22 protein-coding genes and 1 pseudogene are annotated in these 23,101 nt (G+C 70.8%); 6 read left to right on the top strand and 17 right to left on the bottom strand.

The annotated features are described in order from the left end of the window. The first annotated feature begins 10 nt into the window (after positions 1-10). Both ABFX51_RS12755 and ABFX51_RS12750 read left to right on the top strand, forming a co-directional pair. On the top strand, positions 11-1,603 hold the full coding sequence (locus tag ABFX51_RS12755; RefSeq protein WP_091515188.1) for an APC family permease: 1,593 nt from the start codon (positions 11-13) through the stop codon (positions 1,601-1,603). Then, a complete protein-coding gene (locus tag ABFX51_RS12750) occupies positions 1,600-3,066 on the top strand; it encodes an aspartate ammonia-lyase (RefSeq protein ID WP_091515191.1) in 1,467 nt (488 codons plus the stop codon). Before ABFX51_RS12755 ends, ABFX51_RS12750 begins: the two co-directional genes overlap by 4 nt. A 294-nt stretch (positions 3,067-3,360) precedes the next feature. On the opposite strand, the gene ABFX51_RS12745 is transcribed toward ABFX51_RS12750, so the two are convergent. Together ABFX51_RS12745 and ABFX51_RS39645 are read right to left on the bottom strand one after the other, a co-directional pair. Beyond that, positions 3,361-3,651: a hypothetical protein gene (locus ABFX51_RS12745; RefSeq protein ID WP_143249989.1), complete on the bottom strand. Its 291-nt coding sequence runs from the start codon at positions 3,649-3,651 to the stop codon at positions 3,361-3,363. Then, a complete protein-coding gene (locus ABFX51_RS39645; RefSeq protein ID WP_428832471.1) occupies positions 3,618-3,767 on the bottom strand; it encodes a cupin domain-containing protein in 150 nt (49 codons plus the stop codon). The genes ABFX51_RS12745 and ABFX51_RS39645 overlap by 34 nt, the downstream gene beginning before the upstream one ends. Before the next feature lie 23 nt (positions 3,768-3,790). On the opposite strand from ABFX51_RS39645, the gene ABFX51_RS39640 reads away from it, so the two are divergent. Together ABFX51_RS39640 and ABFX51_RS12740 are read left to right on the top strand one after the other, a co-directional pair. Then, complete coding sequence (locus ABFX51_RS39640; RefSeq protein WP_143249990.1) at positions 3,791-4,144, top strand: class I SAM-dependent methyltransferase; 354 nt, start codon at positions 3,791-3,793, stop codon at positions 4,142-4,144. 1 nt (position 4,145) lies between these two features. Beyond that, positions 4,146-4,625 carry a hypothetical protein gene (locus ABFX51_RS12740; RefSeq protein ID WP_245783375.1) on the top strand — a complete coding sequence of 160 codons (480 nt, stop codon included), beginning with the start codon at positions 4,146-4,148 and terminating at the stop codon, positions 4,623-4,625. A 319-nt stretch (positions 4,626-4,944) separates the two neighbouring features. Here the strand turns inward: ABFX51_RS12740 and ABFX51_RS12735 are convergent, their stop codons facing one another. Next, positions 4,945-5,904, bottom strand: a complete 960-nt coding sequence (locus tag ABFX51_RS12735) for an alpha/beta fold hydrolase (RefSeq protein ID WP_091515193.1) — start codon at positions 5,902-5,904, stop codon at positions 4,945-4,947. A gap of 34 nt (positions 5,905-5,938) precedes the next feature. Continuing rightward, positions 5,939-7,204: an MFS transporter gene (locus ABFX51_RS12730; protein ID WP_091515196.1), complete on the bottom strand. Its 1,266-nt coding sequence runs from the start codon at positions 7,202-7,204 to the stop codon at positions 5,939-5,941. Between the two features lie 117 nt (positions 7,205-7,321). On the opposite strand from ABFX51_RS12730, the gene ABFX51_RS12725 reads away from it, so the two are divergent. After that, on the top strand, positions 7,322-7,936 hold the full coding sequence (locus ABFX51_RS12725) for a TetR/AcrR family transcriptional regulator (RefSeq protein WP_091515199.1): 615 nt from the start codon (positions 7,322-7,324) through the stop codon (positions 7,934-7,936). A gap of 244 nt (positions 7,937-8,180) precedes the next feature. On the opposite strand, the gene ABFX51_RS12720 is transcribed toward ABFX51_RS12725, so the two are convergent. From ABFX51_RS12720 to pdhA, 3 genes are read right to left on the bottom strand one after another with little or no spacing between them, the layout of a single operon-like run. After that, entirely contained in the window at positions 8,181-9,389 is a 1,209-nt protein-coding gene (locus ABFX51_RS12720; protein WP_091515202.1) for a dihydrolipoamide acetyltransferase family protein, read from the bottom strand. Further along, entirely contained in the window at positions 9,382-10,377 is a 996-nt protein-coding gene (locus tag ABFX51_RS12715) for an alpha-ketoacid dehydrogenase subunit beta (protein WP_091515305.1), read from the bottom strand. The genes ABFX51_RS12720 and ABFX51_RS12715 overlap by 8 nt, the downstream gene beginning before the upstream one ends. A gap of 16 nt (positions 10,378-10,393) precedes the next feature. Continuing rightward, positions 10,394-11,494 carry a pyruvate dehydrogenase (acetyl-transferring) E1 component subunit alpha gene (gene pdhA, locus ABFX51_RS12710; RefSeq protein WP_091515204.1) on the bottom strand — a complete coding sequence of 367 codons (1,101 nt, stop codon included), beginning with the start codon at positions 11,492-11,494 and terminating at the stop codon, positions 10,394-10,396. 192 nt (positions 11,495-11,686) lie between these two features. Between pdhA and ABFX51_RS12705 the strand changes: the two are divergent. Beyond that, a pseudogene (locus ABFX51_RS12705) lies at positions 11,687-12,123 on the top strand (Lrp/AsnC family transcriptional regulator). On the opposite strand, the gene ABFX51_RS12700 reads toward ABFX51_RS12705, so the two are convergent. From ABFX51_RS12700 to ABFX51_RS12655, 10 genes are read right to left on the bottom strand one after another with little or no spacing between them, the layout of a single operon-like run. Then, complete coding sequence (locus ABFX51_RS12700) at positions 12,110-12,994, bottom strand: MurR/RpiR family transcriptional regulator (RefSeq protein WP_218153588.1); 885 nt, start codon at positions 12,992-12,994, stop codon at positions 12,110-12,112. The pseudogene ABFX51_RS12705 and the gene ABFX51_RS12700 overlap by 14 nt on opposite strands. Continuing rightward, on the bottom strand, positions 12,991-14,214 hold the full coding sequence (locus ABFX51_RS12695; RefSeq protein ID WP_091515208.1) for a M20 metallopeptidase family protein: 1,224 nt from the start codon (positions 14,212-14,214) through the stop codon (positions 12,991-12,993). Before ABFX51_RS12695 ends, ABFX51_RS12700 begins: the two co-directional genes overlap by 4 nt. Further along, positions 14,211-15,362 carry an amidohydrolase family protein gene (locus ABFX51_RS12690; protein ID WP_091515210.1) on the bottom strand — a complete coding sequence of 384 codons (1,152 nt, stop codon included), beginning with the start codon at positions 15,360-15,362 and terminating at the stop codon, positions 14,211-14,213. Before ABFX51_RS12690 ends, ABFX51_RS12695 begins: the two co-directional genes overlap by 4 nt. Then, positions 15,352-16,629, bottom strand: a complete 1,278-nt coding sequence (locus ABFX51_RS12685) for a glutamine synthetase family protein (protein ID WP_177228961.1) — start codon at positions 16,627-16,629, stop codon at positions 15,352-15,354. Before ABFX51_RS12685 ends, ABFX51_RS12690 begins: the two co-directional genes overlap by 11 nt. Further along, complete coding sequence (locus tag ABFX51_RS12680; RefSeq protein ID WP_091515212.1) at positions 16,626-17,969, bottom strand: M20/M25/M40 family metallo-hydrolase; 1,344 nt, start codon at positions 17,967-17,969, stop codon at positions 16,626-16,628. Before ABFX51_RS12680 ends, ABFX51_RS12685 begins: the two co-directional genes overlap by 4 nt. Continuing rightward, positions 17,959-18,933 (bottom strand): branched-chain amino acid ABC transporter permease, encoded by a 975-nt coding sequence (locus tag ABFX51_RS12675; protein WP_091515214.1) that lies wholly within the window; start codon positions 18,931-18,933, stop codon positions 17,959-17,961. Before ABFX51_RS12675 ends, ABFX51_RS12680 begins: the two co-directional genes overlap by 11 nt. Then, positions 18,930-19,802, bottom strand: coding sequence for a branched-chain amino acid ABC transporter permease (locus ABFX51_RS12670; RefSeq protein WP_143249992.1), 873 nt, complete (start codon positions 19,800-19,802; stop codon positions 18,930-18,932). Before ABFX51_RS12670 ends, ABFX51_RS12675 begins: the two co-directional genes overlap by 4 nt. After that, positions 19,795-20,526: an ABC transporter ATP-binding protein gene (locus ABFX51_RS12665; RefSeq protein WP_091515218.1), complete on the bottom strand. Its 732-nt coding sequence runs from the start codon at positions 20,524-20,526 to the stop codon at positions 19,795-19,797. Before ABFX51_RS12665 ends, ABFX51_RS12670 begins: the two co-directional genes overlap by 8 nt. Next, positions 20,523-21,272, bottom strand: coding sequence for an ABC transporter ATP-binding protein (locus ABFX51_RS12660; protein WP_091515310.1), 750 nt, complete (start codon positions 21,270-21,272; stop codon positions 20,523-20,525). The genes ABFX51_RS12665 and ABFX51_RS12660 overlap by 4 nt, the downstream gene beginning before the upstream one ends. Continuing rightward, positions 21,260-22,534 carry an ABC transporter substrate-binding protein gene (locus tag ABFX51_RS12655; protein WP_091515221.1) on the bottom strand — a complete coding sequence of 425 codons (1,275 nt, stop codon included), beginning with the start codon at positions 22,532-22,534 and terminating at the stop codon, positions 21,260-21,262. Before ABFX51_RS12655 ends, ABFX51_RS12660 begins: the two co-directional genes overlap by 13 nt. Positions 22,535-23,101 lie beyond the last annotated feature (567 nt).

Raw genomic sequence — 23,101 nt, 5'->3', positions numbered from 1 at the left:
AGGCTCAACGATGAGTTCCGTCTCGACACCTGTCAGCAATGACGCCCGGCTGAAGAAGAAGCTGGGCTGGTTCTCGCTCGCGTCCATGACCTTCGCGAGCATGATGGGCTCCGGCTGGCTGCTCGCGTCCTACTACGCCGCTCAGACCGCGGGGCCGGCCTCGATCGTCTCGTGGATCATCGCGGGCGGCGCCACCGTCCTCATCGGATTCATCTACGCCCATCTCGGTGTGGCCTTGCCACTGGCGGGCGGGAACGTCCGCTGGCCACGGATGACCTCGGGGCCGTTCGTCGGGGCGATCGTCGGCTGGGCGGCCTTCGTCCAGATATCGGTGGCGACGCCCGGCGAGACGACGGCCATCATCCAGTACGTCTCCTCCTCTGTGCCCGGTCTCTTCGGCAACGGCCACCTGACTCCCCTCGGTTTGGCCGCGGCGGTCGCGATCCTCACTCTCTTCGTCGCGCTGAACTACTTCGGTGTCGTGCTGATGGCACGCTTGAACAACGTCCTGGTGGCCTTCAAGGTCGTCGTTCCGGTCGTGGCCGTGGTTTGCATCATCTACAGCGGGTTCGACTCGGACAACATCGCACTCGGCGGGGGCTGGGCGCCGTACGGACCGGGCTCGGCGTTGACGGCGACCACGAGTGGCGGCCTGTTGTTCGCCTTCGCCGGCGTGATGACGCCCGCCGTGATGTCCGGGGAGGCGCGCAACCCACGCAGGGACGTCCCACTCGGGCTGTTCGCGGCCGTCGGCGCCGTCCTCGTCATCTATGTCGGCCTGCAGATCGCCTACCTCGTGGGCGTGCCAGGCGACCTGCTCAGCGGAACGGGGTGGGCGGGCGTGAACTTCACGTCACCGTTCGCACAGATCGCCGTCCTGCTCATGATGCACTGGCTGGCGACACTGCTCATCGTCGACTCGGTGGTCGCTCCGGCGGGCACGCTGTTCACGAGTACCGCCTGGAAAGCGAGGGTGACCTACGGCCTGGCCGAGGACCGCATGCTGCCCGGGGCGGTGGCCGGCGTGCACCGGGGATCCGGAATCCCCCGGTGGGCCCTGCTGGTGAACCTCGCCGTCGCGATCTTTTTCCTGCTCGTGTTCCAGTCGTGGCACGAACTGGTGAAGGTCGCCGGATTCTTCCTGGCCATCGTGTACGCCGGCGCCTCGGTGGCCGCGGGCACGATCGACCTGCATCCCGGCAGGGCCGACACCCGCCCGTGGCTGCGGCACGCGTACCCGGTCGCGGGGCTGTCCTTCGTGGTGTCGGGGTTGTTGTTGTTCTGGTCCGGCTGGCGCAACGGGCGCGACGGCTTCCTGATCATCCTCGCGTTGTTCGTCGTCTACCTCCTCGTCAACCACGTCGGACCGAAGCGGCGCTCCCTGGCAGAGGTGAAGGACGGCTTGTGGTTCGGGGTGTTCATCACCGGTGTCGTACTGGTCTCCTTCCTAGGGACCTACGGCGGCCTGGGCGTCCTCGCGGAACCGTGGGGGTCGCTCGTCGTCGCCGTGATCGCGCTCCTGTGTTACCGGTGGGGAACTCTCAAAGCCCGAGCGCGGATAGCCGCCCAGGCCCCCGTCGAGGAAGCGACCGCTGCGCCATGAAAGCCACTCCCCCGCCCGCGACCGCGCGGCGAACCGAACACGACCTGCTCGGGACCGTCGACATCGACGCGACCGCCTACTACGGGGTGCACACCCGGCGTGCTGTGGAGAACTTTCCGATCACCGGCATCCCGATCAGCAGCCATCCCGACCTCATCGTCGCCCTGGCATGCGTGAAGCAGGCCGCCACGCTCGCCAACGCCCAGCTCGGGCTCCTCGATCAGGAGAAAGCCGACGCGATCGTGCTCGCCTGTGAAGAAATCCGCCGCGGCGAACTGCACACCGAGTTCGTGGTCGACGTCCTGCAGGGCGGGGCCGGGACGTCGACCAACATGAACGCGAACGAGGTCATCGCCAACCGCGCACTCGAACTCCTGGGCCATCGGCGTGGCGACTACGAAGTCGTGCACCCGCTCGAACACGTCAACCTGAGCCAGTCGACCAACGACGTCTACCCGACCGCGGTCAAGGTCGCCCTGCGGTTCACCGTCCACCGGCTGCGTACCGGCATGCTCCATCTGGCCGATGCGTTCGCCACCAAGGCCGAAGAGTTCGCCCACGTGCTCAAGGTGGGCCGGACCCAGCTCCAGGACGCCGTCCCGATGACCCTGGGCCAGGAGTTCGGCACCTACGCGGTGATGCTGGGCGAGGACGCCGAACGCCTGCTTGAGGCATCGGCGCTGATCGCCGAGATCAACCTCGGCGGTACCGCCATCGGAACGGGCCTCAACGCCGACCCCGCGTACGCCGAGCTCGCGTGCGGTCACCTCGCCCGGATCACCGGGCTACCGGTCACCACCGCGGCCGACCTGGTGGAGGCAACTCAGGACGTCGGTGCGTTCGTGCAGCTCTCCGGGGTGGTCAAACGGTCTGCCGTGAAGCTGTCGAAGGTCTGCAACGACCTGCGGCTGCTGTCGTCGGGGCCCAGAACCGGCCTGGCGGAGATCAACCTACCACCGGTGCAGGCCGGCTCATCGATCATGCCCGGCAAGGTCAACCCGGTGGTACCCGAGGTGGTCAACCAGGTCGCGTTCGAGGTCGTCGGCAACGACGTCACCATCAGCCTGGCGGCCGAAGGCGGGCAGCTGCAGCTCAACGCGTTCGAGCCGATCATCGCGCACAGCCTGTTCGAGTCGATCGCGCACCTGACCAATGCCTGCTGGACGCTCGCCGACAGGTGCGTCAGCGGGATCACCGCCAACACCGAGCACCTGCGCCATCTGGCCGAGCACTCGGTCGGCATCGTCACCGCGCTCAGCCCTCGCATCGGATACTCCGCGGCGGCGGAAATCGCGGCCGAGGCCGTCCAGACCGGCCGTCGTGTATCCGACGTGGCCATCGAGCGCGGTCTCCTCAACCGGGCGGAACTCGAGGAACTCCTCCTGCCGGAGAACCTCGTCCCGTCCTTGCGCACGCCGGGGAGCCGGCCCGCAACCGCACCGCCGGTGACGCGGCGGTCGTAGGCGGCGCGACCGGCGGAAGTGCGGGTGGGAAGGGCGGCCGACCCAACGGCGACGCTGGGTCCGGCCACGAACGGGAAGTAGCGGGCGCGGCACCCCCGCTCCGGGGCGAACCGGCCGGGGGCGTGGTACCGGTCGGGCCGTGGTGCCCGCGGGAAGGCGGAACCCGCCGGGTGTGATGTGCTCGACCACTGCTCGGGGAAGCCAACAACCTGGCGGGCAGGCGCAGTGCCTCCGTGATGAGGTGGCCGATCTCGTCAAGCTCGAACAGGTGCGCGAGGCACGCGGGTCCGGGGTTCAGCACCCGAATGACTCCGGTGTGCAGCCGTCGTTCAATATCGGGTTCCTGGCGAGCGGCGCCGGCAACAGGGCGCGTGATCGCCCGGGGCGGTCGCGCCGGGTGGCGATGATGTCGTGGACGGAGTGGCGCAGCGAGGCCCGGGAACGCCCGGAGCATCCCGTTCCCGGGGTGACGACTGCGGTCGTTTCGCTCGCGAGCAGATCGACGAGTGGCCACAGTTGCGGATTGTGATCGTAGTCGGGCGATACCGCGATCACGCCGGGCGCCGCTTCGAGGTAGTGGTGCATTCGCGCATGACCGAGCCAAGCGGGCCAGGCTTGTGACTCGGCCCGTGCGGGGTGCCGGAGGGGCTGAGGACGACATCACCCGGCTTGAGCTCCTGCGGAGGTCCCTCGGTCCTGATCAGCCAGGCGCTTCCTCGGTCGATTGGCTGTCACAGCGGCCCACCGTGGACACCTCGTGCGGGCGACCGACATTTCAATCGGATTGATCCGGCGTGCGGCGCAGCGCTTGTCGCCCTATCGCGGATGTTCCGCGGAAGTGATGGACGCGACCAGTCTGCAGTACAGCGATGACGAGTTCGACGCGGCATTGTCGATGTTGGGCGTGCTGCATCTCGGAAAAGCCGTGCCGAAATGGCTCGGGTGGTGCGACCTGGTGGCGTCGTCAGTCTGGTGCACCGGGCGGGCCCGGTGGGCGCAGGGTTCATTTTCGTGCCCCTGGCCCGTGCCCTCAATCGCCTGGAAGACCCCGAGGTCGGAAACATCTCGTTCGCCGTAACGTGGCCCACGAGCGCGCCCACCTGCACCTGCGCCACCACCTGTTCCTGATCACCGTGGCGCTGTCCTCGGCCCTCAACCCGCTGCTGCGCCCGCTCGGCACCGCCACCGCGTTCGCCCTCGAACGATGGGCCGACGAAACCGCGGCCACCCACCTCGGAGATCGCAGCCTCGTCGCGCGAGCGGTCGCGAAAGCCGCACTCGCCGGCCGCACGCCCCACCCGTTCGCCCTGGCCGCCAGCGGTGGTCCCGTACCCCGCCGGGTGTCCGCCCTGCTGGCGGCACCGGCCCCCACCAGGCCAGCCGCCATGCTGGCCGGCGCCCTCGTACTCGGCCTCGCCGCACTGTCGGCGCAGACCGCCCTCGACGGCGCATCCGACCTGCACGACGGCATCGAGATCGCGCAAGCAACAGCTCCCGGGCAGAACCCGGCCGCGCACCACGGCGCACCAGCCCACGTGGTTGTCTCGCATACCCGCTGATGCCCGCAGCCAGCCGGCATCGCACGCTCTGCCGCAGCGCCACCGAGCCAGCGAGCATCAGCCATCGACAGCGTCAGCGGGCCGCGTACGGCGGGCGTAGCCGGTTCCGGGGCGGGCCGTTCACCGCGCGGCCAGGGGCAGCCAGACCGCGTCCGCCGACCGCCGCTTCCTCCCCGTCGACGACGCCGACCCGTCGCACAGCCGGTGCCGAAGTGCGGAGTTGATCGCGGTGATCGGGCAGGTCGACTACTTCCCGCACCGGCCGACCTGGGACGAGGCCCGCCGGACCACGCCAGGCGTGGTCCGGCGGGCCTTCAGCTCATCCGTGATCGGCGCCGGAGTCCGCTGCGAGGAAGGGCAGGACCACATCGAGGAAGGCCTCGGGGTTTTCCTCGGCGATGTAGTGTCCCCCACGCAGGACGACGCCGGTGATCTCCGAGATGACCGGGCGCATCTCGGCTTCGACGTCGAGACCGGCGTCGGTGCCCGAGATCGCCAGCACCGGGATGTCGAGGGGGAGCTTCTTGCGCTGTTCGCTCTGCTCGAGGATCTGGTCGATTTCGCGGTAGAACTCGAAACTGGCGTGCAGGGCGCCGGGCATCCGCAGCGCCTGCACGTAGACGTCGACCGCGGCCGCCGGGATGGCGGTGGGGGTCGCGGCCTTCGTGGCGAACTGGTGGCCGAAGTAGAGGTGCTCGCGGCCTTCGACGAGTTTCTCGTTGATGTCGTAGGCGCGGTTGAACGGGAAATGCCATTCGAAGTCGTTCCACCAGCGGGTGCCGATGAGGGGCGGCGAGGTCGAGATACCGGGGATGATCATCTCGGCGAGCACCAGCCTCGTGATGGCGCCGGGGTCGTCGACGGCCATCGCGAACGCGGTCCACCCGCCGACGTCGTGGGCGACCATCGCGAATTGCTCGTAACCGAGGACCCTCATCAATTGGTGGGTTTCGCGGGCCAGGGTGGCCGAGTCATAGCCCTTGCGCGGCTTGTCGGACAGCCCGGTACCGCGGGGATCGACCGCGATCACCGTGTGGTTCCGGGCGAGGGCGGGCAGCACGAGACGCCACTGGTACCAGAACTGCGGCCAACCGCCCAGCAGCAGCAGCGGCGCACCTTCGCCACCGACGACGATGTGCAGGTGCACGCCGTCGACGTCGACGAGGCGGCTGGTGAAGGTGTCGGCGAACCCGTCCGGAAGGCCGGGAGTTCCGGTGACGGAACCGAAACCGCCGACCGGGTGACCGGCTCGCGCCGGGTTCGGGGATGTCGTGGTCATGGTGGATCCTTTCGTGTGCGGCAGGAACATGCGGTCAGGACGTGGGGCCGGGCCGTTGCACCCCCGGTGTGAAGGCGTGCTTCCGGGACACGAAGGTGATCACCAGTGCCGTGGTGACCAGTGCCAGCAGAGTCCAGGGGAAGGCGCCCGCACCGGCGGTGCCCAGCAGGATCGCGCCGAGGGCGCTGCCGCCGAAGATCGCGAGGTTCCACGCCGTGGAGACCAGTGCCGCGGCCGTGTCGACGTGCGGTGTGGCCGCATTGAGGACCGCGGTGTTGAGCTGTGTCGACGCTCCGCCGAAGGTCAGGCCCCAGACGACCACGGCGGCGTAGAGCACTGGCGTCACCCGGCTCGCGACACCCAGCACCACGGTGGCTCCCGCGAAAGCGGCCAGGCTGCACAGGGTCAGCCTCCGCAGCGCGCGGTCGACCAGCTGACCGGTGACCCAGATCCCAGCCAGTGCGGCGAGGCCGAAGACGAGGAGGACGACCTCCACCCGCCCGGGGCCGCCCACGGCGGCCAAGTAGGGCGCGAGGTAGGTGTAGAGCAGGTTGTGGGCCAGCATCCAGCCGAGGACGACCGCGAGCCCTGGCCGCACCCCCGGCGTGCCCAGCACCCTGAGGACGGGAGTCCTGGCCGTGGCGCGGCTGGCGCCGGGAACATCCGGCGCGCTCGACGCCATCCATCCGAGTGCCACGACCGCGAGGACGGACAGCGCGGCGAAGGTCCACCGCCATCCCAGGAGCGTGCCGCCGAACGTGCCCAGCGGAGTGCCGACGGACAGCGCGGCCGGAACACCGGCCATGGCCACGGCCAGGGCGCGGCCGGCGCGGGAGGGTGGGGCGATGCCTCGCGTGTAGCCGGGGATCAGCCCCCAGAGCAGACCGGAGCACATGCCGCCGACCGCACGGGCGACCAGCGTCAGCACGTAGGCGTCCGACACCGCGGTGACGGTGTTGGTGATCACGAACCCGGCGACGGCCGCGAGGTAGACGGGTTTGCGTCGAAGACCGCGGGTCAGCGCGATCACCGGTAGCGCGGCGACGACGGTCCCGGCCGCGTACACGCTCACGAGTTGCCCGGCGGCGCCCTCGCTCACCCTGAGGCCGGCCGCGATTTCGGGCAACAGCCCTGCGGGCAGCGTCTCCGTCATGATCACCACGAAGCCGGTCAGCGCCATGGCCGCGAGCGCGGACCACGGCAGGCGCGGTCCGTCCCGGCCGCTGCTCGAGCCGGCGGGACGCGTGGCTTGACGCGGCGGGCTGACCGTCGAGCGGCCAGCGATTTCTGGATTAGCCATGCCAGAAGTCTGCGCCGCCCGGCTCGCCGCAGTCAATGAATTCTGGATCACATGATCTGGAAATCGGCGCGGTTTTCGGTAGTGTTCTCCGGTGAAGCAGTATTGGAGGGGTAGCAGATGGCACGCACCGGACGCCCACGAGAGTTCGACGTCGACTCAGCTCTCGATACCGCGCTGCGCCTGTTCTGGCAGCACGGCTACGAAGCCACGACGCTCGCGCAACTGCGGGAGGCGATGGGCATCTCCTCGGCGAGCTTCTACGCCGCCTTCGGTTCCAAGGAAGCCCTGTTCGACTCCGTGGTCGGTCGCTACGCAGGCTCCTACGGGCAGGTCACCGACGACGTCGGCGATCCCGCACTGAGTCCCCGCGAGGCCGTCGAACGCGTCCTGCGCCGCTCGGCCGCTATGCAGACCGACCCCGCGCACCCCGCCGGATGTCTCGTCGTCCTGGCCGCGACCACCGGATCGGATGCGGGCCACCGGGCACGGGACCTCCTGCGCACGCGCCGGGACCTGGTCCGGCGGAATCTCGAGAACTGTGTCAAGCGTGCGATCGGCACCGGTGAGCTCCGCCCCGAGACGGACCCGGCTGCGCTCGCGTGCGCGCTGGAGAGCTTCCTGTGGGGCATCTCCACCGAGGCGCGTGACGGCGTGGACGTCGACGTCCTGTCGCTGGCCATCGATCACGTCCTGCAGATCTGGGACAACGCCCGGGTTCCGGCAGCGGTGTAGCCGACACGGGAGCAGGAGCCCGGAAGCTCCGGTCAGGGCACGACGACCGGCGGCACCGCTTTCGGCGGCCGGCGGCCACGGTGTGGCCCGCACCGGTGTTCCGGTGGGGCCTTCGGTTCATTTCGGGCGGTCCCGGCCGACCGTCCTTGCCGGGAGCGCCCGCCGCACAACGGTCCTGGTGCTGCTCCGGAGTAGCGCGAGCGGCAGGGGGACCTTCGTCCGGCGCGCCGAGAGGTCCGTGCGGCTACAGGTCTCCCAGTGCGGTGACCGGCGCTTCGACGCAGTCGGCGACGAAGCGGAGGAACCCGCCCGCCGTGCCCCCGTCGCAGACGCGGTGGTCGAAGGCCAGGGTCAGCTGGCACACCTTCCGCGCCCGCACCTCGCCGTCGACGATCCACGGCCGTGCCACGATCCGCCCGATGCCGAGGATCGCGGCCTCGGGGTGGTTGATGATCGCCGCGGAACCGTCCACTCCGAACACCCCGTAGTTGTTCACCGTGAACGTGCCACCCGTGAGCTGGTGGGGGGACAGCTGCCCCGCGCGCGCCGCGGCCGTGCGGGCCGCGATCGCCGCCCCGAGCTCGCGGGTGCTCATCCGGTCCGCGTCGGGCACCACGGGCACGACGAGCCCCCGCTCGGTCTGCGCCGCGAAACCGAGGTGGACCGCGCCGAGCACGACGATTTCCTCCCCTTCCACGCGGGCGTTGAGCTCGGGGAACCGCCGCAGCCCGGCGACCGTGAACCGCGCCAGCAGCGCGAGCAGGCTGACCGGGCGTGCGGGATCCGCCGCGTTGAGAGCCTCGCGCGCGGCCAACAGCGCGGTGGCGTCGGCGTCGACCCAGACCGTCGCCTCCGGAATCTCCCGCCGGGAGGTGCTGAGCTTGTCGGCAATCACCTTCCGCAGTCCCCGCAACGGAACCCGCCGGTCGCCGTCACCGTCCCGGCGTCCCTTCCGCTCCGCCAGTGCGGCCTCCACGTCCGCACGCCGGATAATGCCCCCGGGACCGGAACCGGAGATGCCGTTGAGGTCCAGGCCGTTGTCGCGGGCCAGCTTGCGGACCAGCGGCGAGATGACCCCGGCGGCCCCCGCGGGCCGGTCCAGCACCACGGTGCCCGCTCGCCTCTGGCGCCGTCGCGGGGCCGCGTTCGGCGTGCCGTACCCGATCAGGACGTTCCCGCTCCCTTCAGCCGCGGTCACCACGCCGGGTTCGGTGAAAGCGCTTTCTGCCACGGTGATCAACGGCTTGCCCACCTCCAGTGCCTCGCCGGGCTCGCCGTGCCGCGCCATGACGACCCCAGCGAACGGCGCCGGAACCTCCACGGCCGCCTTCGCGGTCTCCACCTCCACCACCGGCTGGTCGACGGTGATCGTGTCCCCCACCTCCACCAGCCACCGCACGATCTCCGCCTCGGTGAGGCCCTCACCGAGGTCGGGCAGCAGGAAGTCAGGCACCGTGCACGCCCCCGGCGGTCACGACCTCGTCGTCCCACTGCAACCGGTCCACGGCATCGAGGATGCGGTCCACCGTGGGCAGGTGGTGCTGCTCCAGCTTCGGGGCGGGATAGGGCACGTCGAAGCCGGTCACGCGCAGCACCGGTGCCTGCAGGTGGTGGAAGCACTGTTCGCTCAGCCGCGCCGCGATCTCCGCGCCGTACCCGCAGAACCCGGCCGCCTCGTGCACCACCACGGCGCGCCCGGTGCGGCGCACCGACTCGGTCATCGTCTCGTCGTCGACCGGGGCCAGCGTGCGCAGATCGACAACCTCCAGGTCCCGGCCCTCGGCGGCGGCCGCCTCCGCCGTCTCCAGCGCCGTGGCGACCATCGGCCCGTAGGCGATCAGCGTGGCGTCCGTGCCGGGTCGCCGCACCACCGCCCGGTCGAACGGGGTGCCGTCCCGTCCGAAGGACACCTCGTCCTTGGTCCAGTACCGGCACTTCGGTTCCAGGAACACCACGGGGTCCGGGCATTCGATCGCGTCCCGCAGCAGGTCGTAGGCGTCCTGCGGCGTCGCCGGTGTCACCACGCGCAGCCCGGCGGTGTGCGTGTAGTAGACCTCGCTGGAGTCGCAGTGGTGTTCCACGCCGCCGATCCCGCCGGCGTAGGGGATCCGGATCACCATCGGCAGCTCCAGCCCGCCGCGGGTGCGGTTGCGCAGCTTCGCGACGTGGGAGGTGATCTGCTCGAAAGCGGGGTAGGCGAACGCGTCGAACTGCATCTCCACCACCGGCCGGAACCCGCCCATCGCCAGGCCGACCGCGTGTCCGACGATGCCGGATTCGGCCAGTGGCGTGTCGAAACACCGCTCCTCGCCGAAATCCCGGGTCAGCCCGTCGGTCACGCGGAACACCCCGCCCAGGGTGCCCACGTCCTCCCCGGACACGAGGACCCGCTCGTCCTCCTTCAGCGCATCGCGCAGTGCCGCGTTGAGCGCCTGTGCCATCGTGATCTGCTCCACGTCACGCCTCCTGTGCGGCGAGTTCGGCCGCCAGCACCGCGCGCTGGGCGGCGAGCCGGCGCGGCGGCCCGGCGTAGACGTGTTCGAACAACTCCAGCGGCTCGACCGCGGGCTCGTCGTTCATGCCGGCCCGGAACCGGGCGGCGAACTCCTCGGCCGCGTCCTGGTCCGCCACCACGTCGGCGTCGCTGAGCACGCCGCGGTCACGCAGGTGCTTTTCCAGCCGTGTCACCGGATCGGCGGCACGCCACCGGTCCACCTCGGCCGGGTCGCGGTAGCGGGTGGCGTCGTCGGCGTTGGTGTGCGCGTCCATCCGGTAGGTGTGGGCCTCGACCAGGAACGGCCCCTCGCCACGCCGCGCGTGCGCCACCGCCTCGTCCAGCACGGCGAGCACCGCCACGAGGTCGTTGCCGTCGACCTGCTCGGACGGGATGCCGTAGCCGATCCCCTTGTACGCCAAGGACGGCGCCGCGGTCTGCTTCTCCAGCGGCACCGAGATGGCGTACCGGTTGTTCTGCACGAAGAACACGACCGGAGCGCGGAAGACCGCGGCGAAGTTGAGCGCCTCGTGGAAGTCGCCTTCGCTGGTGCCGCCGTCACCGATGAGCGCCAGCACCACGTTACCCGCACGCCGCCGCCGGAAGGCGTCGGCCAGCCCCGCGGCGTGGAGGGTCTGGGTGGCCAGCGGGGTGCACTGCGGCGCGGTGTGGGTGGTGCGCGGGTCGTAGCCGCAGTGCCAGTCGCCCCGCAGCAGCGTCATGACCTCCACGACGTCCAGGCCGCGCGCGACCAGCGCCATCGAGTCGCGGTAGGTCGGGAACAGCCAGTCGTCGCCGCGCAACGCCAGCACCGCCCCGATCTGACAAGCCTCCTGCCCCGCCGCGGAGGGGTAGACCGCGAGCCTGCCCTGCCGGGTCAGCGCGGTCGCCTGGGTGTCGAACCGCCTGCCCAGCACCATCCGCCGGTAGCCGTCCCGCAGCCGTTCCGCCGAGGGTTCCCCGTAGCCCGCGGGAGCCGGGCACGCGGTGCCGTCCTCGGCCACGAAGCGCACCGGCCCGGCTGTCGGCAGCAGGTCTGCCGGTGCCCGTTCCCCACCCGTCATCGCACATCGCCCTCCACCATCCGCTTGGCGCCGATGCTGGCCGATGGCAGACTACGTGTCCACAAAGAGCCGAAAATCAGCGACAACTGGTCGCTGTGAAGGGGGCAGTGCGGCGACATGTCCACGACGGATCCTCCTTCCCCGCCACAGCATGGACAAACGGCGAAGCGCCTCGACGCGATCGACAGGGCCATGCTCGCGGAACTGGTCGCCGACGCCCGGATCTCGATCCGCGCGCTCGCCGACCGGCTCAGCATCTCCCGCGCCAACGCCTACTCACGCCTGGACCGGCTGACCCGGGACGGGGTGATCACCGGGTACGGGGCACGGCTGGACCCATACCGCGCCGGACTGGGCACGAGCGCCTACGTGTGGTCAGCGTCGAGCAGGCCGCGTGGCGGCAGATGCGCGCGGGCCTGCGCACCATCCCCTACGTCGAGCACATCGCGATGGTGGGCGGGGATTTCGACGTGCTGCTGCTGGTGCGCACACCGGACAACGCCACCCTGCGCGATGTCGTGCTCGAACGCATCCAGGCGGTCGAAGGGGTGCGCTCGACGCGCACGTGGCTGATCTTCGAGGAAACGACGGGCCCCGGCGCGGTGACTTTCGGCCTCACTCCGTCGTGACGTCGCCGAAGCCCGCCTCGATCGTGCGCATCCGCTCGTCGGCGGCGCCGCCGAGCCGGGCGTGGACGGCGAACACCAGCGCTTCGACCAGCGCGGTCGCGGCCACGAGGCTGTCGAACGATCCGGCGGCCTCGACTCGGGCGGACAACACGACGTCGGCGAAGTCCGCCGCGGGTGAGAGCCAGGGGTCGGTGACCAGGACGATCTTCGCGCCCCGCCCGGCGGCGGCCTTCGCCAGCGCGATCGTGTCCCTCTGGTAGCGCCGGAAGTCGAAGACCACGCAGACGTCGCGGCGGCCGAGATCGACGACGAAACCCGGGTCCTCGTGCGGGTTCACGGCGTGCACGGAGGTGCCCGGGCGCATGAGGCGCAGATGCAGGTCGAAGTAGGTGGCCAGCAGGTGCGAGAACCGGCCGCCGAACACCGTGATCCGCTTCGCCGGACCGCACAGCAGGGCGACGGCCCGTTCGAACTCGTGCTCGGGCAGCACCGAGAAGGTGTGCTGGATGGCCTTGCTCGCGGTCTCCGCCACGACACTCGCGAGCTCCGACGTCGCCGAATCGGCGGTGATCCGCGCCGGCAGCGTCAGCGGCGACGCGCGCCGGGCCTGCACCTCCTCACGCAGCGCGTCCTGGAAGTCCCGGTACTTGCCGAAACCGAGGCGCCCGATGAACCGCAGCACGGTGGGAGCGCTGATGCCGACCTTCTGTGCGAGGGAGTTGGTGGACTCCAGCCCGGCCGCCGGGTAGTTCGCGAGCAGCGCCCGGGACAACTTGAGCTCGGCGGGCGAGAGGGACTGCTGGATCCGCCGGATCCGGTCCGCGACGGTCGGGCTGTCTCCCACTCCACCGGTCCGCGGCGGTGTGCTCACGGGCGACCTCCGGTCCCTTCGGCCGAGGCGTGCTTGCTGTCGGGAACCTTCTTAGCACCTCCGGTGACGACCTCGGCCGCCGCCAGGTACCCGGCCAGCAGCGCGCCGGCCACGTGTCCGACGTACTCGTCTCCCGGCGCGTAGGTCGCGGAGTGCAGCCGCTGCCCCGCTCCCCCGGTGCCGACGAACATCATCAGCGAGGGCATGGCCTGGGAGAAGTAGGCGAAATCGTCCGAGCCCGCCGAGCGCAGCGTGTCGTCCACCTCGGCCCCCAGCCGCCGCAACAGCGGGGCGGCCGCCCGGGCGATGCCTGCGTCGTTCTCCAGCACCGGTTCCCCCTCGGTGACCTCGACCCTGCCCGTGCAGCCGTGCGCGCGCGAGACGAGGTCCACGGTCTCCGCGAGCCGTTCGAGGATCACCTCGCGCGCCGCGGGGTCCAGCGAGCGGACGGTGCCACGGGCGGTGGCCTCGTCCGGCACGACGTTCGGCGCGGAACCGGCGGCGAGCGTGGTCACGCTGAGCACCACGGGCGTCATCGGATCCGTGCCCCGGCTGACCATGCTCTGCAGTGCCACGACGACGCTGGCCAGTGCCACCACGGGATCCGCTGTCTGGTGGGGGTAGGCCGCGTGCCCGCCGCGGCCCGCCACCGTCACGGTGAACTCGTCGGAGGAGGCGTTGACCGGACCCGGGCTGCACGCCACCGTGCCGGTGGGCAGCAGCGGCTGGACGTGCGCGGCCACGGTCGCGCCCGCCTGCTGTTCGGCGAGTACGCCCGACTCACTGATCTCCAGCGCGCCCGACGGGTAGGTCTCCTCGCGGGGTTGCAGCACGACCACCAGCGGCGCCGGGCCGCCGACGGCCTCGACTGCTCGTGCCAGCGCCACCGTGGCGGCCAGGTGCACGTCGTGCCCGCACGCGTGCATCACGCCCGGGTGCTCCGACGCCCAGGGCAGTCCCGTCCCCTCGGTCACGCTCAGCGCGTCGAGCTCCGCCCGAACCGCCACGGCGGAACCGGTGCCGCCGATCCGCAGCACGGCTCCGGTGCCGGCCACCGGCTGTGCCGACGTGCCTGAGGGCAACGCGGCCAGCACGGTGTCGCGCGTGGCGGCCTCGTCCCCGGAAAGGCGGGGTTTCCGGTGCAGCTCGTGCCGCAGCTGGACGGCGGCGGGCAGCTCCTGCTCCACGCGGTGCCGAAGCCGGTCGAAACCGTCGGTCACCGGGCCGCGCCTTCCCCGCCGGGCAGCCGGTAGACGCGGCGTGCGTTGCCGCCGCCGATCATCCCCGCGACCCGGATCGCGTCGGTGGCCGCCCAGTCCCCGTCGGCCACCCACGTGCCGAGCACCCGCGCCATGCCCCGGCGCCACAGCAGCGCACCGAGGTGGTGCAGTTCCGCGGGTCCCCACGCGTCGGAGGAGAACAGGATCTTGGCGAACGGGGCGAGCTCCAGCGATTCGGCGATCAGGGCGGCCGAGCGCACCCCGGTGTAGTTGATGCCGAGCCCGACATCGAAGTACACGTGCGGATACACCTGCGCCAGATAACCGGCGTGCCGGTGGTAGGGGTAGCAGTGCAGCAGCAGAACGTCCACTCCGGACGGTTCGACCAGTTCGAGCCAGTCGGCCAGCAGCAACGGATCACACCGGTTCAGCCGCAGATCCGGGTCGCCGTAGCCGGTGTGCAGCTGCAGCGGCAGCCCGCGGTCGATGCCGGACCACAGCAGGAACCGCAGCAGCACCGGATCGTCGAGCCGCGAGGTCCCGGCTTCTTCGGTGGTACGCAACCACTTCCCCGCCGCCACCTCGACCTCCGAGCCGTCCGGCCGGTGAGGTTCGAAGTCGAAGCCGTACCGGTAGGCCACGATGCTCTTGAGCCCGACGGCATCCGCCGTGCGCTCGGCCAGCACCTCCGGATACCGCCGGACGAACTCGCGGGCGGAGACCTGCGAGGCGGCGAGCTCCTCGGCGACCGCCTCCAGCCGCACGATCTCGTCCACGCGCGCGTTCGCCGCCGCGGCCATCTCGGCGGGGCCTAGGATGTCGTCTCCGCGGTAGCCGGTCTCCAGCAGGTAGTGCCCGGTACCGGAGGCCGCCAGCAACCGCCGGTTCACCTCGGCGGTGCCCAGCTCCGTCCGGCGCCGCACGTAGTCCTCGGGCGAGGCGTGTGGCTCCAGCCCGAGCACCGGCGCGCACCACCGGAGGACGGCGAAGCCGATCTGGGAGTCGAACTGGGTCGTCCCCGCCGGAATGGGCCGGTCGGACTCGGTCAGCATCCGTTCCAGCGCGTCCCGGCCGACGTCGTCGCGGAGCGCTCCGTGCACGTGGTGGTCGACGAGGGGCAGCTCGCCGAGGAAGTCCTCAATAGACATCGGCGATCTTCCGGATCCGTTGGGCCTCATCGAGACCGGCGACGGTGTCGAGCTCGTGCCGCTTCACCGCGAGGTAGCAGTCCAGCATTTCCCGGTCGAACCACGAGGCCGCCACCCGGTCCTCCCGCAACGACTCCAGTGCCCCGGACAGCGTGGCCGGCAGCCGGGGCACGTCCGCGAGATCCGCCTCCTCGGGCCACACCGCGGGATCGGGATAGACGTCCCCGCCGGTGAGCCCGGCGAGTCCCGCGCGCACCAGCACCGCGAGGGTGAGCCACGGGTTGGCCGTCGCGTCCGCGGCGCGGTACTCCAGGTTGAACTGCCGTGCGGGATCGCCGGGACGCGTGGGGCAGATCCGCACCAGTGCCTCCCGGTTGCGCTCCCCGAGGAAAGCGCCGCTGACACTCCAGTGGCCCGGCACGAGCCGGAGGAACGAAACGGGGCTCGGCGCCGTCCACGCGGTCAGCGCCGCGGCATGCCGCAGCAGCCCGGCGGCGAACCGGGAACCCAGGTGCGACAGCCGCCCCGGCCTGCCCTCGTCGAAAAGGACCGGATCCCCCTTCGCGTCGACCAGGCTCAGGTGGACGTGCACCCCGCTGCCGGTGCCGCCGGGGCGCTGCAGCGGGGCGAACGAGGCACGCAGGCCACGCCGGATCGCGAGATCGCGCACGAGTTCGCGCAGCACGACCGCACGGTCCGCGGCACGCAGGGCGTCGCCGGGCGCGAGCGTGATCTCGAACTGCCGCTCGCCGTACTCGGGCAGCCACGTCTCCGGCTCCAGCCCGCATTCGGTCAGCGTCCGCAGCAGGTCCGCGCCGAACGGTTCGGCATCGCGGTACCGGCGCAACGAGAACGGCGCGGACTCCGGCAGCCCGTCGAGCACGAACTCGTGCTCGAACGCGGCGATCACCTCGATCCCGGTCGCCTCGCGCAGGTCCGCCAGAGCGCGCTTGAGGAAGGTGCGGGGGCAGCAGTTCCACGGGGTGCCGTCGGGCAGGGTCTGGTCGGCCAGGTACAGCCGCAGGCCCGGCCGGTCCCCGTCGGCGGCCAGCTCGACCGCCGTCGCCTCGTCCGGCATCAGCCGGAGGTCACCGGTGGCGCCGAAGGGGCTTGCCGGGGCGATCTCCTCGAACGCGGTCAGGCCCAGGTTCGCCGGCACCCAGCCCAGCCCGGAGTCCAGCACCGCGTCGTGGGCTTCGGCCGGAACGGCGCGGCCTCGCACGTGCCCGGCCAGGTCGCAGGTCGCGACGAAGACGTCGGCGCTCACGCCGGTTCCCCGTCCGCGACGCCGCAGAAGTCCATCGCGGTCAGCGCGTAGGTCTTCGCGGCGGTGATCAGCTGGTGGATGGGCACGTACTCGTCCTCCGCGTGGGCGGTGCGGCCGACGCCGGGACCGTAGACGAGACCGTCGACGCCCTTGGCGTCCAGCCAGGTCAGGTCGCACACGCCGAGGAAGCCCTCCTGCACCGGCGGGGTGGAGACCTCGAACCCGCCGACCGCGTCGCTGTGCGCGCCGATCAGGCTGGCGACCAGCTCGTGCCCCGAGGGCGTGGTGTAGGGCGGCCACAGCAGTTTCCACTCGAACACCGGGGGGTGCTGCCGCAGCCAGGAGTCGTTCGCGCAGGCCCGCCGGACCGTCTCCTCGACCTCCGCGATGACTTCTTCGTTGGTGCGGTCCGGGTGGTGGTAGATGCAGTACTCGGCGGTGAGGGTGTCGGCGAGGAAGAACGGCACCTCGATGCCCTCGGGGTTGGCGCGCAGCACACCGGGCAGGATGTTGAAGTAGCCGGGGCGGAACAGCGGGTGCCGGTCCCGCAGTGCCCATTCGTTCTCCAGTTGCCGCAGCGCGCTGTAGACCACCCAGAACTTGTCGACGGTGTTCACGCCGAGCGCCTCACCTTCGAGCGTGGGGTGCACGGTCAGCCCCCGCAGTCCCGAATGCGCCGCTTTTCCTTCCAGGCTCACGGAAAACCACAGCAGACCGGGGGTCACCGGGACCAGGTTGGGGGCCTCCTCGCCGAAGTTCGACGGTTCGCAGACGATCGCGGCGTCGGCGGTGTACCCCGCCTCCAGCGCGGCCGTCGTGCCGCACTCGTGGTCGCCGATTTCCTCCCCCACCACGGCCTGGAGCACGAGGTCGCCGCGCAGCCGTACCCCGGCCTCCTTGAGCGCGAGCGCGGCGTAGGCGGCGGCCACGGTCCCGGCCTTGTCGTCGGTCGCGCCGCGGCCGAGCACGGCCTCGTCGGTGATCTGGCCGGAGAACGGCGTGGCGCTCCACTTGTGCTCCCGGCCGGGCGGGACCACGTCGACGTGACCGTTGAGCAGCAGGGAACGCCCGCCGCCGGTGCCGCGGATCCGCGCGCAGGCGTTGTCCCGCCCCTTCTCCACGGCCACCAGTTCGACGTCGGCACCCGCCCCGGCGTACAGATCCGCCATGAGCCGGGCGACCTCGCCTTCCGGGCCCACCACCCGGTCGTAGTCCTGGCCGGGATACTTCGGGTTCACGCTGGGAATCCGGATCGCCTCCGACAGCGAGGCTGCCAGGCGCCCGGCCAGGCGGTCGACGGCGTCGAGTACGGCGCGGCGGGAGGTCTCGTCAGGTCGCATGGGCGCGCTTTCCCTTCTTGGTGAGACTGCGGGCGGCCGCGGTGAACCCGTCGTGCAGGAGCCCGGCGAGGCCGCGGGGGAGGAAGACCAGCACCAGCACCGTGCCCAGCCCGATGACGACGGCGCTGTAGGCACCCAGCCCGGTGAGCTTTTCGTTGAGGAACGTCACGACGACACCGCCGAGGACCGGTCCCCAGGCGTAGCCGGTGCCGCCGAGGAAGACCATGCTCAGCCCGAGCGTGACGAAACCGAAGCTGAACAAGCTGTTGTCGGCCACGCGGAAGTACGACACGTAGAGCGCGCCGGCCGCGCCCGCGATCGCTCCACTGAGGACGAACACCAGCAGGTGCTGGCGGACGCGGCTGATCCCCCGGCTCACCGCCAGGTTCTCGTTGTCCCGCAGGGCGATGATGCTGCGGCCGAAGTCGCTGCGCAGCACCACCCCCAGCAGGATGAGCAGCAGCGCCACCGCCACGCCCAGCAGCCACAGGTAACCCAGCCCGTAGTAGCGGGCGAGCGAGAAGCCGCCGATGCTCAGCGACGGGACGCCGGTCAGCCCGACCGAACCGCCGGTGAGCCCCGGCAGCGCGAGCACCAGGTAGTAGCACAGCTGGACGAAGATGAAGGTGACGAGCGCGATGTAGATCCCCCGCATCCGCACCACCGGCAGGTACGCCAGGCCCCCGGCCACTCCGCCCACCACGGCGGCCAGCAGCAGGCCCGGCCACGGCGCCCAGCCCCAGCTCACCGTCGCGACCGCCATCGTGTAGCCACCGGCACCGAAGAACCCGACGTGCGCGAAGTTGAAGATCCCGCCGAAGCCGAGCGTGAGGTTCCAGCTCGCGGCCAGCAGGCTGTAGATCAGGGCGGTGATCGCGAGCAGCCGCGCCGGTCCCCCGGTCACCACGAACGGCAGCAACCCGGCCACCACGAGCAGCCCAGCCCAGCCGACGTAACGCCTCATGCGACCTTCCCCTTCACCAGGCCCTGCGGGCGCACGAGCATCACCACGACCAGCACGAGGAACACCGCGACCGGGGACCACTGCAACCCCAGCCAGTAGGTGGTCGCCGCGTCGAGAAGGCCGATCACGAAGGCGCCCACGAGCGTGCCCCACAGCGTCGCCGAGCCGCCGAACACCAGCACCACGAACGCGGTCAGCAGCGGTTCGAACCCCTTGGCCGGCGTGATCGTCGAGTTCGTGCCGTACACCAGTGCTGCCGCGCAGGCCAGCACCGAGGCGATCCCGAACACCAGCGCGTACACGCGGGCCGGGCGCACTCCGACGAGCATCGCCATGTCCCGGTTCTGCGCCACGGCCCGCAGCGTCACGCCCCATTCGGTGCGCGCGAGCAGCACGATGAGCCCGATCACCAGCACCAGCGCGAGCCCGAGCGCGACGAGGGTCGTCCCGGCGACCGCGACCCTGCCGACCAGGAAACTGCCCTCGACCAGCGGGGCGATCTGCACGTTCTCCGGTCCCCATACCAGTTGCGCCCCACCGCCGACCGCGTTGGCGACGGCCAGCGTGGACACCATGACCAGCAAAGTGCCGTTGGCGCGCCCGGCGAACGGCCGCACCGCGACGAACTCCAGCGCGATGCCCACCAGCGCCAGCAGCGGGACGGCGGCCGCGAACGCCAGGATCACCGGCAGCCCGGCCCGTGCCGAAAGTGTCCAGATGAGATAGGCGCCGACCAGCAGCAACGCGCCGTGCGCGTAGTTGAAGATGCCCAGGGTCGACCAGATCAGCGAGAGCCCGCTGGCGAGCAGCGAGTACAGCGAACCCAGCACCACCGCGGAGACCACGATGGACAGCAGTGCGTCACCCATCGGCCGCACCTCCGACGTACATGTCCATGACCTCCTCGTGGCTGGGTTTGACGTCCGCGGTGCCGCTGCTCGTGATGCGCCCCAGTTCGACCACGTGCCACCGGTCGGTGAGCGCGAACAGGAACTCCACGTCGCCGTCCGCGACGAGCAGGGACACCCCGGTGGTCCGGACCTCCCGCAACGTCGCGAGGATTTCGTGCCGGACCTTGGGCGCGAGGCCGAGCGTGGGTTCGTCGAGCACGAGGAGCCGGGGCCGCGTCATCAGCCCCATCCCGATCGCGACCATCTGCCGCTCGCCCCCGGACAGCGTGCCGACGAGCTGGTCCCGGCGCTGCTCCAGCTTGGGGAACAGCTCCTGCACGGTGGCCAGGGTTTTCGCGCGGTGCGGCTTCGCGTGCGGCAGCCGTCCGGCGAGCATCAGGTTCTCCCGCACCGTGAGCCTCGGGAACAGCGCGTCGCCCTGCGGGACGTGCATCATGCCCCGGCGGACGATGTCGTAGGCCTTCTCACCGGTGATGTCCTCGCCGTCGAACCGGACCGTGCCACCGCCGGTGCGGCCCAGCCCGGCGATCGCCCGCAGCGCGGTCGTCTTGCCGTGCCCGTTGGGACCCAGCAACGCCACGGCCTCACCGGGGGCGACGGAAACCGACAGGCCCCGCACCACCGGCAGACGGCCGTAACCCGCGTGGAGGTCCGTCACGGCGAGCAACGCGTCCTCGCTCACGCGACTCCCTCCCCCAGGTACGCCTCCATCACGCGCGGATCGCTGAGCACCTCGCGGGGCGTGCCCTCGACGAGCACGCTGCCCGCCGTGAGCACGATCATCCGTCCGGCGAGCTCCCGCAGCAGGCTGAGCACGTGCTCGATGATGAGCAGCGTGAGACCGGCGGCGTTGAGCCCGCGCAGCAGCTCGGTCAGCTCGCGCTGGTCCTCGGTGTTGAGGCCGCCGGCGGGCTCGTCGAGCATGAGCAGCCGGGGCCGGGCGACGAGCGCACTGGCGATCATCAGCTTTTTCTTGACCAGCAAGGGAACGTCACCGGCCAGGTCGGCGGCGTAGCCGGAGATGCCCGCCGTCTCCAGCGCGCGCTCGGCCTCGGCGCGGCGGGCTCGGTGCCCGAAGATCCCGCCGCCACCCAGATACGCCGCGGCGACCAGTACGTTGTCCAGCACGGTGAGCGCCGGGAACAGCTGCTCGGACTGGAAGGTCCGCCGCAGCCCGGCCCGGCTGATCCGGCTCGCCGCAAGGCGGTCGACACGCCGCCCGTCGAACCACACCTCTCCGCGGCTGGGGCCGAACGGCACCCCGGAGACGAGGTTGAACAGGGTGCTCTTCCCGGCGCCGTTGGGGCCCGCGATCCCGAGGATCTCCCCCTCCCGCACCTGGAGGCTCACGTCGGCCACCGCGGGAAACCCGCCGAAGAACCGGCTCACCGCGCGGACGTCCAGCAGCGGTGCGGTCACCGGATCCACGCCGGCTTCTGGAAGCTGCCCTCGGCGTAGTTCGCCGGGGTGATGGCGACGCGCTTGCCGCCCTGGATCTGGTAGTTGATGAACGGGACGCCGTCGTCGCCGGACACCGCGAGGTGGGTGGCGGGGTCGAACCGGATGCGGCCCAGCGTCGTGCCCTGGTCGTCGAGGGTGCCGATCGCGGGCCCGACCTTGTCCTTCTGCGCCGGATCGCCGACCTTGTCCGCGGCCTGTGCCCACATCCGCACCGCCTCGTAGACGATGAAGGCGTAGTTGGCGGGCGCGGACCCGTACTTCTGCGTGTACTTCGCGATCATGTCCTGGGTGACCTGAGTCTTCGTCACGGGCGCGATGGGCAGGTTGAACAGCACCCCGTCGGCGCTCGCTCCGGCCAGCGTCACGAACTCCGGCACGCTCGGCGCGTACTGTTCGAACACCAGCGACTGAGTGGGGTTCTGCCGGAACTGGGTGAGGAACTTCGCGGCGTTGGCGGTCTGGTAGTCCAGGTTGAGCACGAGCGCCGGGTCCAGCGCGTGGATCTTGTTGATCTGCGTGGTCCAGTCGTCCACCGCGCCGAAGGGCACCGTGTCCGGCCCGGTCACCTGCCAGCCCTTCGCGGTCAGGTTGGTCTTGAGCCCGCCGGCGATCTGGTTGGAGTAGGCGTTGTCGCTGGAGATCAGGTACGCCTTGCGGTTGCGCAGCGGGAAAGTGCCGTCGGTGTTCCACTGCTCGAGCTGGTTCGGCAGGTTGGTGCTGTAACCGTCGTACGACGGCGCGATGGACCAGATCCCCGGGTAGCGGTCCGGGGCCTTCGCCACGATTTCCTGGGTCTGCGCGCTGTTTCCGCCCAGCACGTAAGGGATCCCGGCCTGGGCGAAGGAGTCGATCTCGAAGTTGGTGGTGCTGGCGTAGCCGGTGAAGGCGGCCACCACGTTCGGGTCCGCGGTCAGGGTGGTCACCGCCGAGGACACCGCCGCCGACGTCTGGTCCTTGACGTCGATGGCCTGGAGCGTGAGCTTGCGCCCCTTGACTCCCCCGGCGGCGTTGAGCTGATCCACGGCCAGTTCGGCACCGTTCTGCATGGCCTTGCCATCCGCGGCGGCGGCGCCGGTCAGCGGCGCCAGCAGGCCGAGCGTGAGCTCGCCGTCGCCGGCGCCCTGTCCCCCGGAGCCGCCGGTGAGCGACGAGCAGGCGGACAGGGTCACGGCGAACGCGGCCATCGTCGCAACGGCGGCTCGTCGAACGGTGCGGCTGGCGAGAGTCATACCCACTCCTCACGGGGGACCGAGACCGCTCAAGTAACGTTTATTCCATCGCCGATGTCAACACCAGCGAATGTTACAAGTGTGCGAAGCGGGCAGCGCCTGCCCGCAAGGCACGAACGGCGGAAGCCCGGTGAGCGCATCGGCTTCCGCGGTCGTCTTGTCCTGGCGCCGGTACCCGTCCGGAAGGGCGATGCACCGGCACCGCGGGCGGGGACGGGCCGGATCGAAGCGCTGGCGATCAGCCGCTCGACAGATGACGTGCTCCGGCGGTTCCCCGTCACCCGACACGAACGGCAACGGCTTCTTCGGCCACCCGGAGCGCCCCGGCCCGCGCTCCCGAGCCAGGGACCACGCTGAGCACCGGACGATTTCCATCCTTGCAACGTGCGCAAAGCAGCAGTACGCTTTTTCAAACGATGGCAAAACAGCCGGGCGCTGGTCCCGGAGCAGAAAGCCTCCCCTCCCGACGAGCGGCGCTGAACGTCTCGTGCATCGACGGCACCCGGACAGCATGCGGAGTACGCGGGCGTGCTCGGTAATGCTGTGCGGCAGCACGTGGCATCCGAG

This window comes from Amycolatopsis dongchuanensis (assembly GCF_039542405.1).
GTDB lineage: Bacteria > Actinomycetota > Actinomycetes > Mycobacteriales > Pseudonocardiaceae > Amycolatopsis_E > Amycolatopsis_E sacchari.
Note: the sequence above shows the minus strand (reverse complement) of the source record. Positions and strands in the feature narration are given on the sequence as shown.

Excerpts from the sequence above, each read along its gene's own strand:
- ABFX51_RS12755 (WP_091515188.1), top strand. The coding sequence starts at position 11 with ATGAGTTCCGTCTCGACACCTGTCAGCAATGACGCCCGGCTGAAGAAG.
- ABFX51_RS12750 (WP_091515191.1), top strand. The coding sequence starts at position 1,600 with ATGAAAGCCACTCCCCCGCCCGCGACCGCGCGGCGAACCGAACACGAC.
- ABFX51_RS12745 (WP_143249989.1), bottom strand. The coding sequence starts at position 3,651 with ATGCACCACTACCTCGAAGCGGCGCCCGGCGTGATCGCGGTATCGCCC.
- ABFX51_RS12735 (WP_091515193.1), bottom strand. The coding sequence starts at position 5,904 with ATGACCACGACATCCCCGAACCCGGCGCGAGCCGGTCACCCGGTCGGC.
- ABFX51_RS12730 (WP_091515196.1), bottom strand. The coding sequence starts at position 7,204 with ATGGCTAATCCAGAAATCGCTGGCCGCTCGACGGTCAGCCCGCCGCGT.
- ABFX51_RS12725 (WP_091515199.1), top strand. The coding sequence starts at position 7,322 with ATGGCACGCACCGGACGCCCACGAGAGTTCGACGTCGACTCAGCTCTC.
- ABFX51_RS12715 (WP_091515305.1), bottom strand. The coding sequence starts at position 10,377 with ATGGCACAGGCGCTCAACGCGGCACTGCGCGATGCGCTGAAGGAGGAC.
- pdhA (WP_091515204.1), bottom strand. The coding sequence starts at position 11,494 with ATGACGGGTGGGGAACGGGCACCGGCAGACCTGCTGCCGACAGCCGGG.
- ABFX51_RS12690 (WP_091515210.1), bottom strand. The coding sequence starts at position 15,362 with ATGTCTATTGAGGACTTCCTCGGCGAGCTGCCCCTCGTCGACCACCAC.
- ABFX51_RS12680 (WP_091515212.1), bottom strand. The coding sequence starts at position 17,969 with ATGCGACCTGACGAGACCTCCCGCCGCGCCGTACTCGACGCCGTCGAC.
- ABFX51_RS12675 (WP_091515214.1), bottom strand. The coding sequence starts at position 18,933 with ATGAGGCGTTACGTCGGCTGGGCTGGGCTGCTCGTGGTGGCCGGGTTG.
- ABFX51_RS12670 (WP_143249992.1), bottom strand. The coding sequence starts at position 19,802 with ATGGGTGACGCACTGCTGTCCATCGTGGTCTCCGCGGTGGTGCTGGGT.
- ABFX51_RS12655 (WP_091515221.1), bottom strand. The coding sequence starts at position 22,534 with ATGACTCTCGCCAGCCGCACCGTTCGACGAGCCGCCGTTGCGACGATG.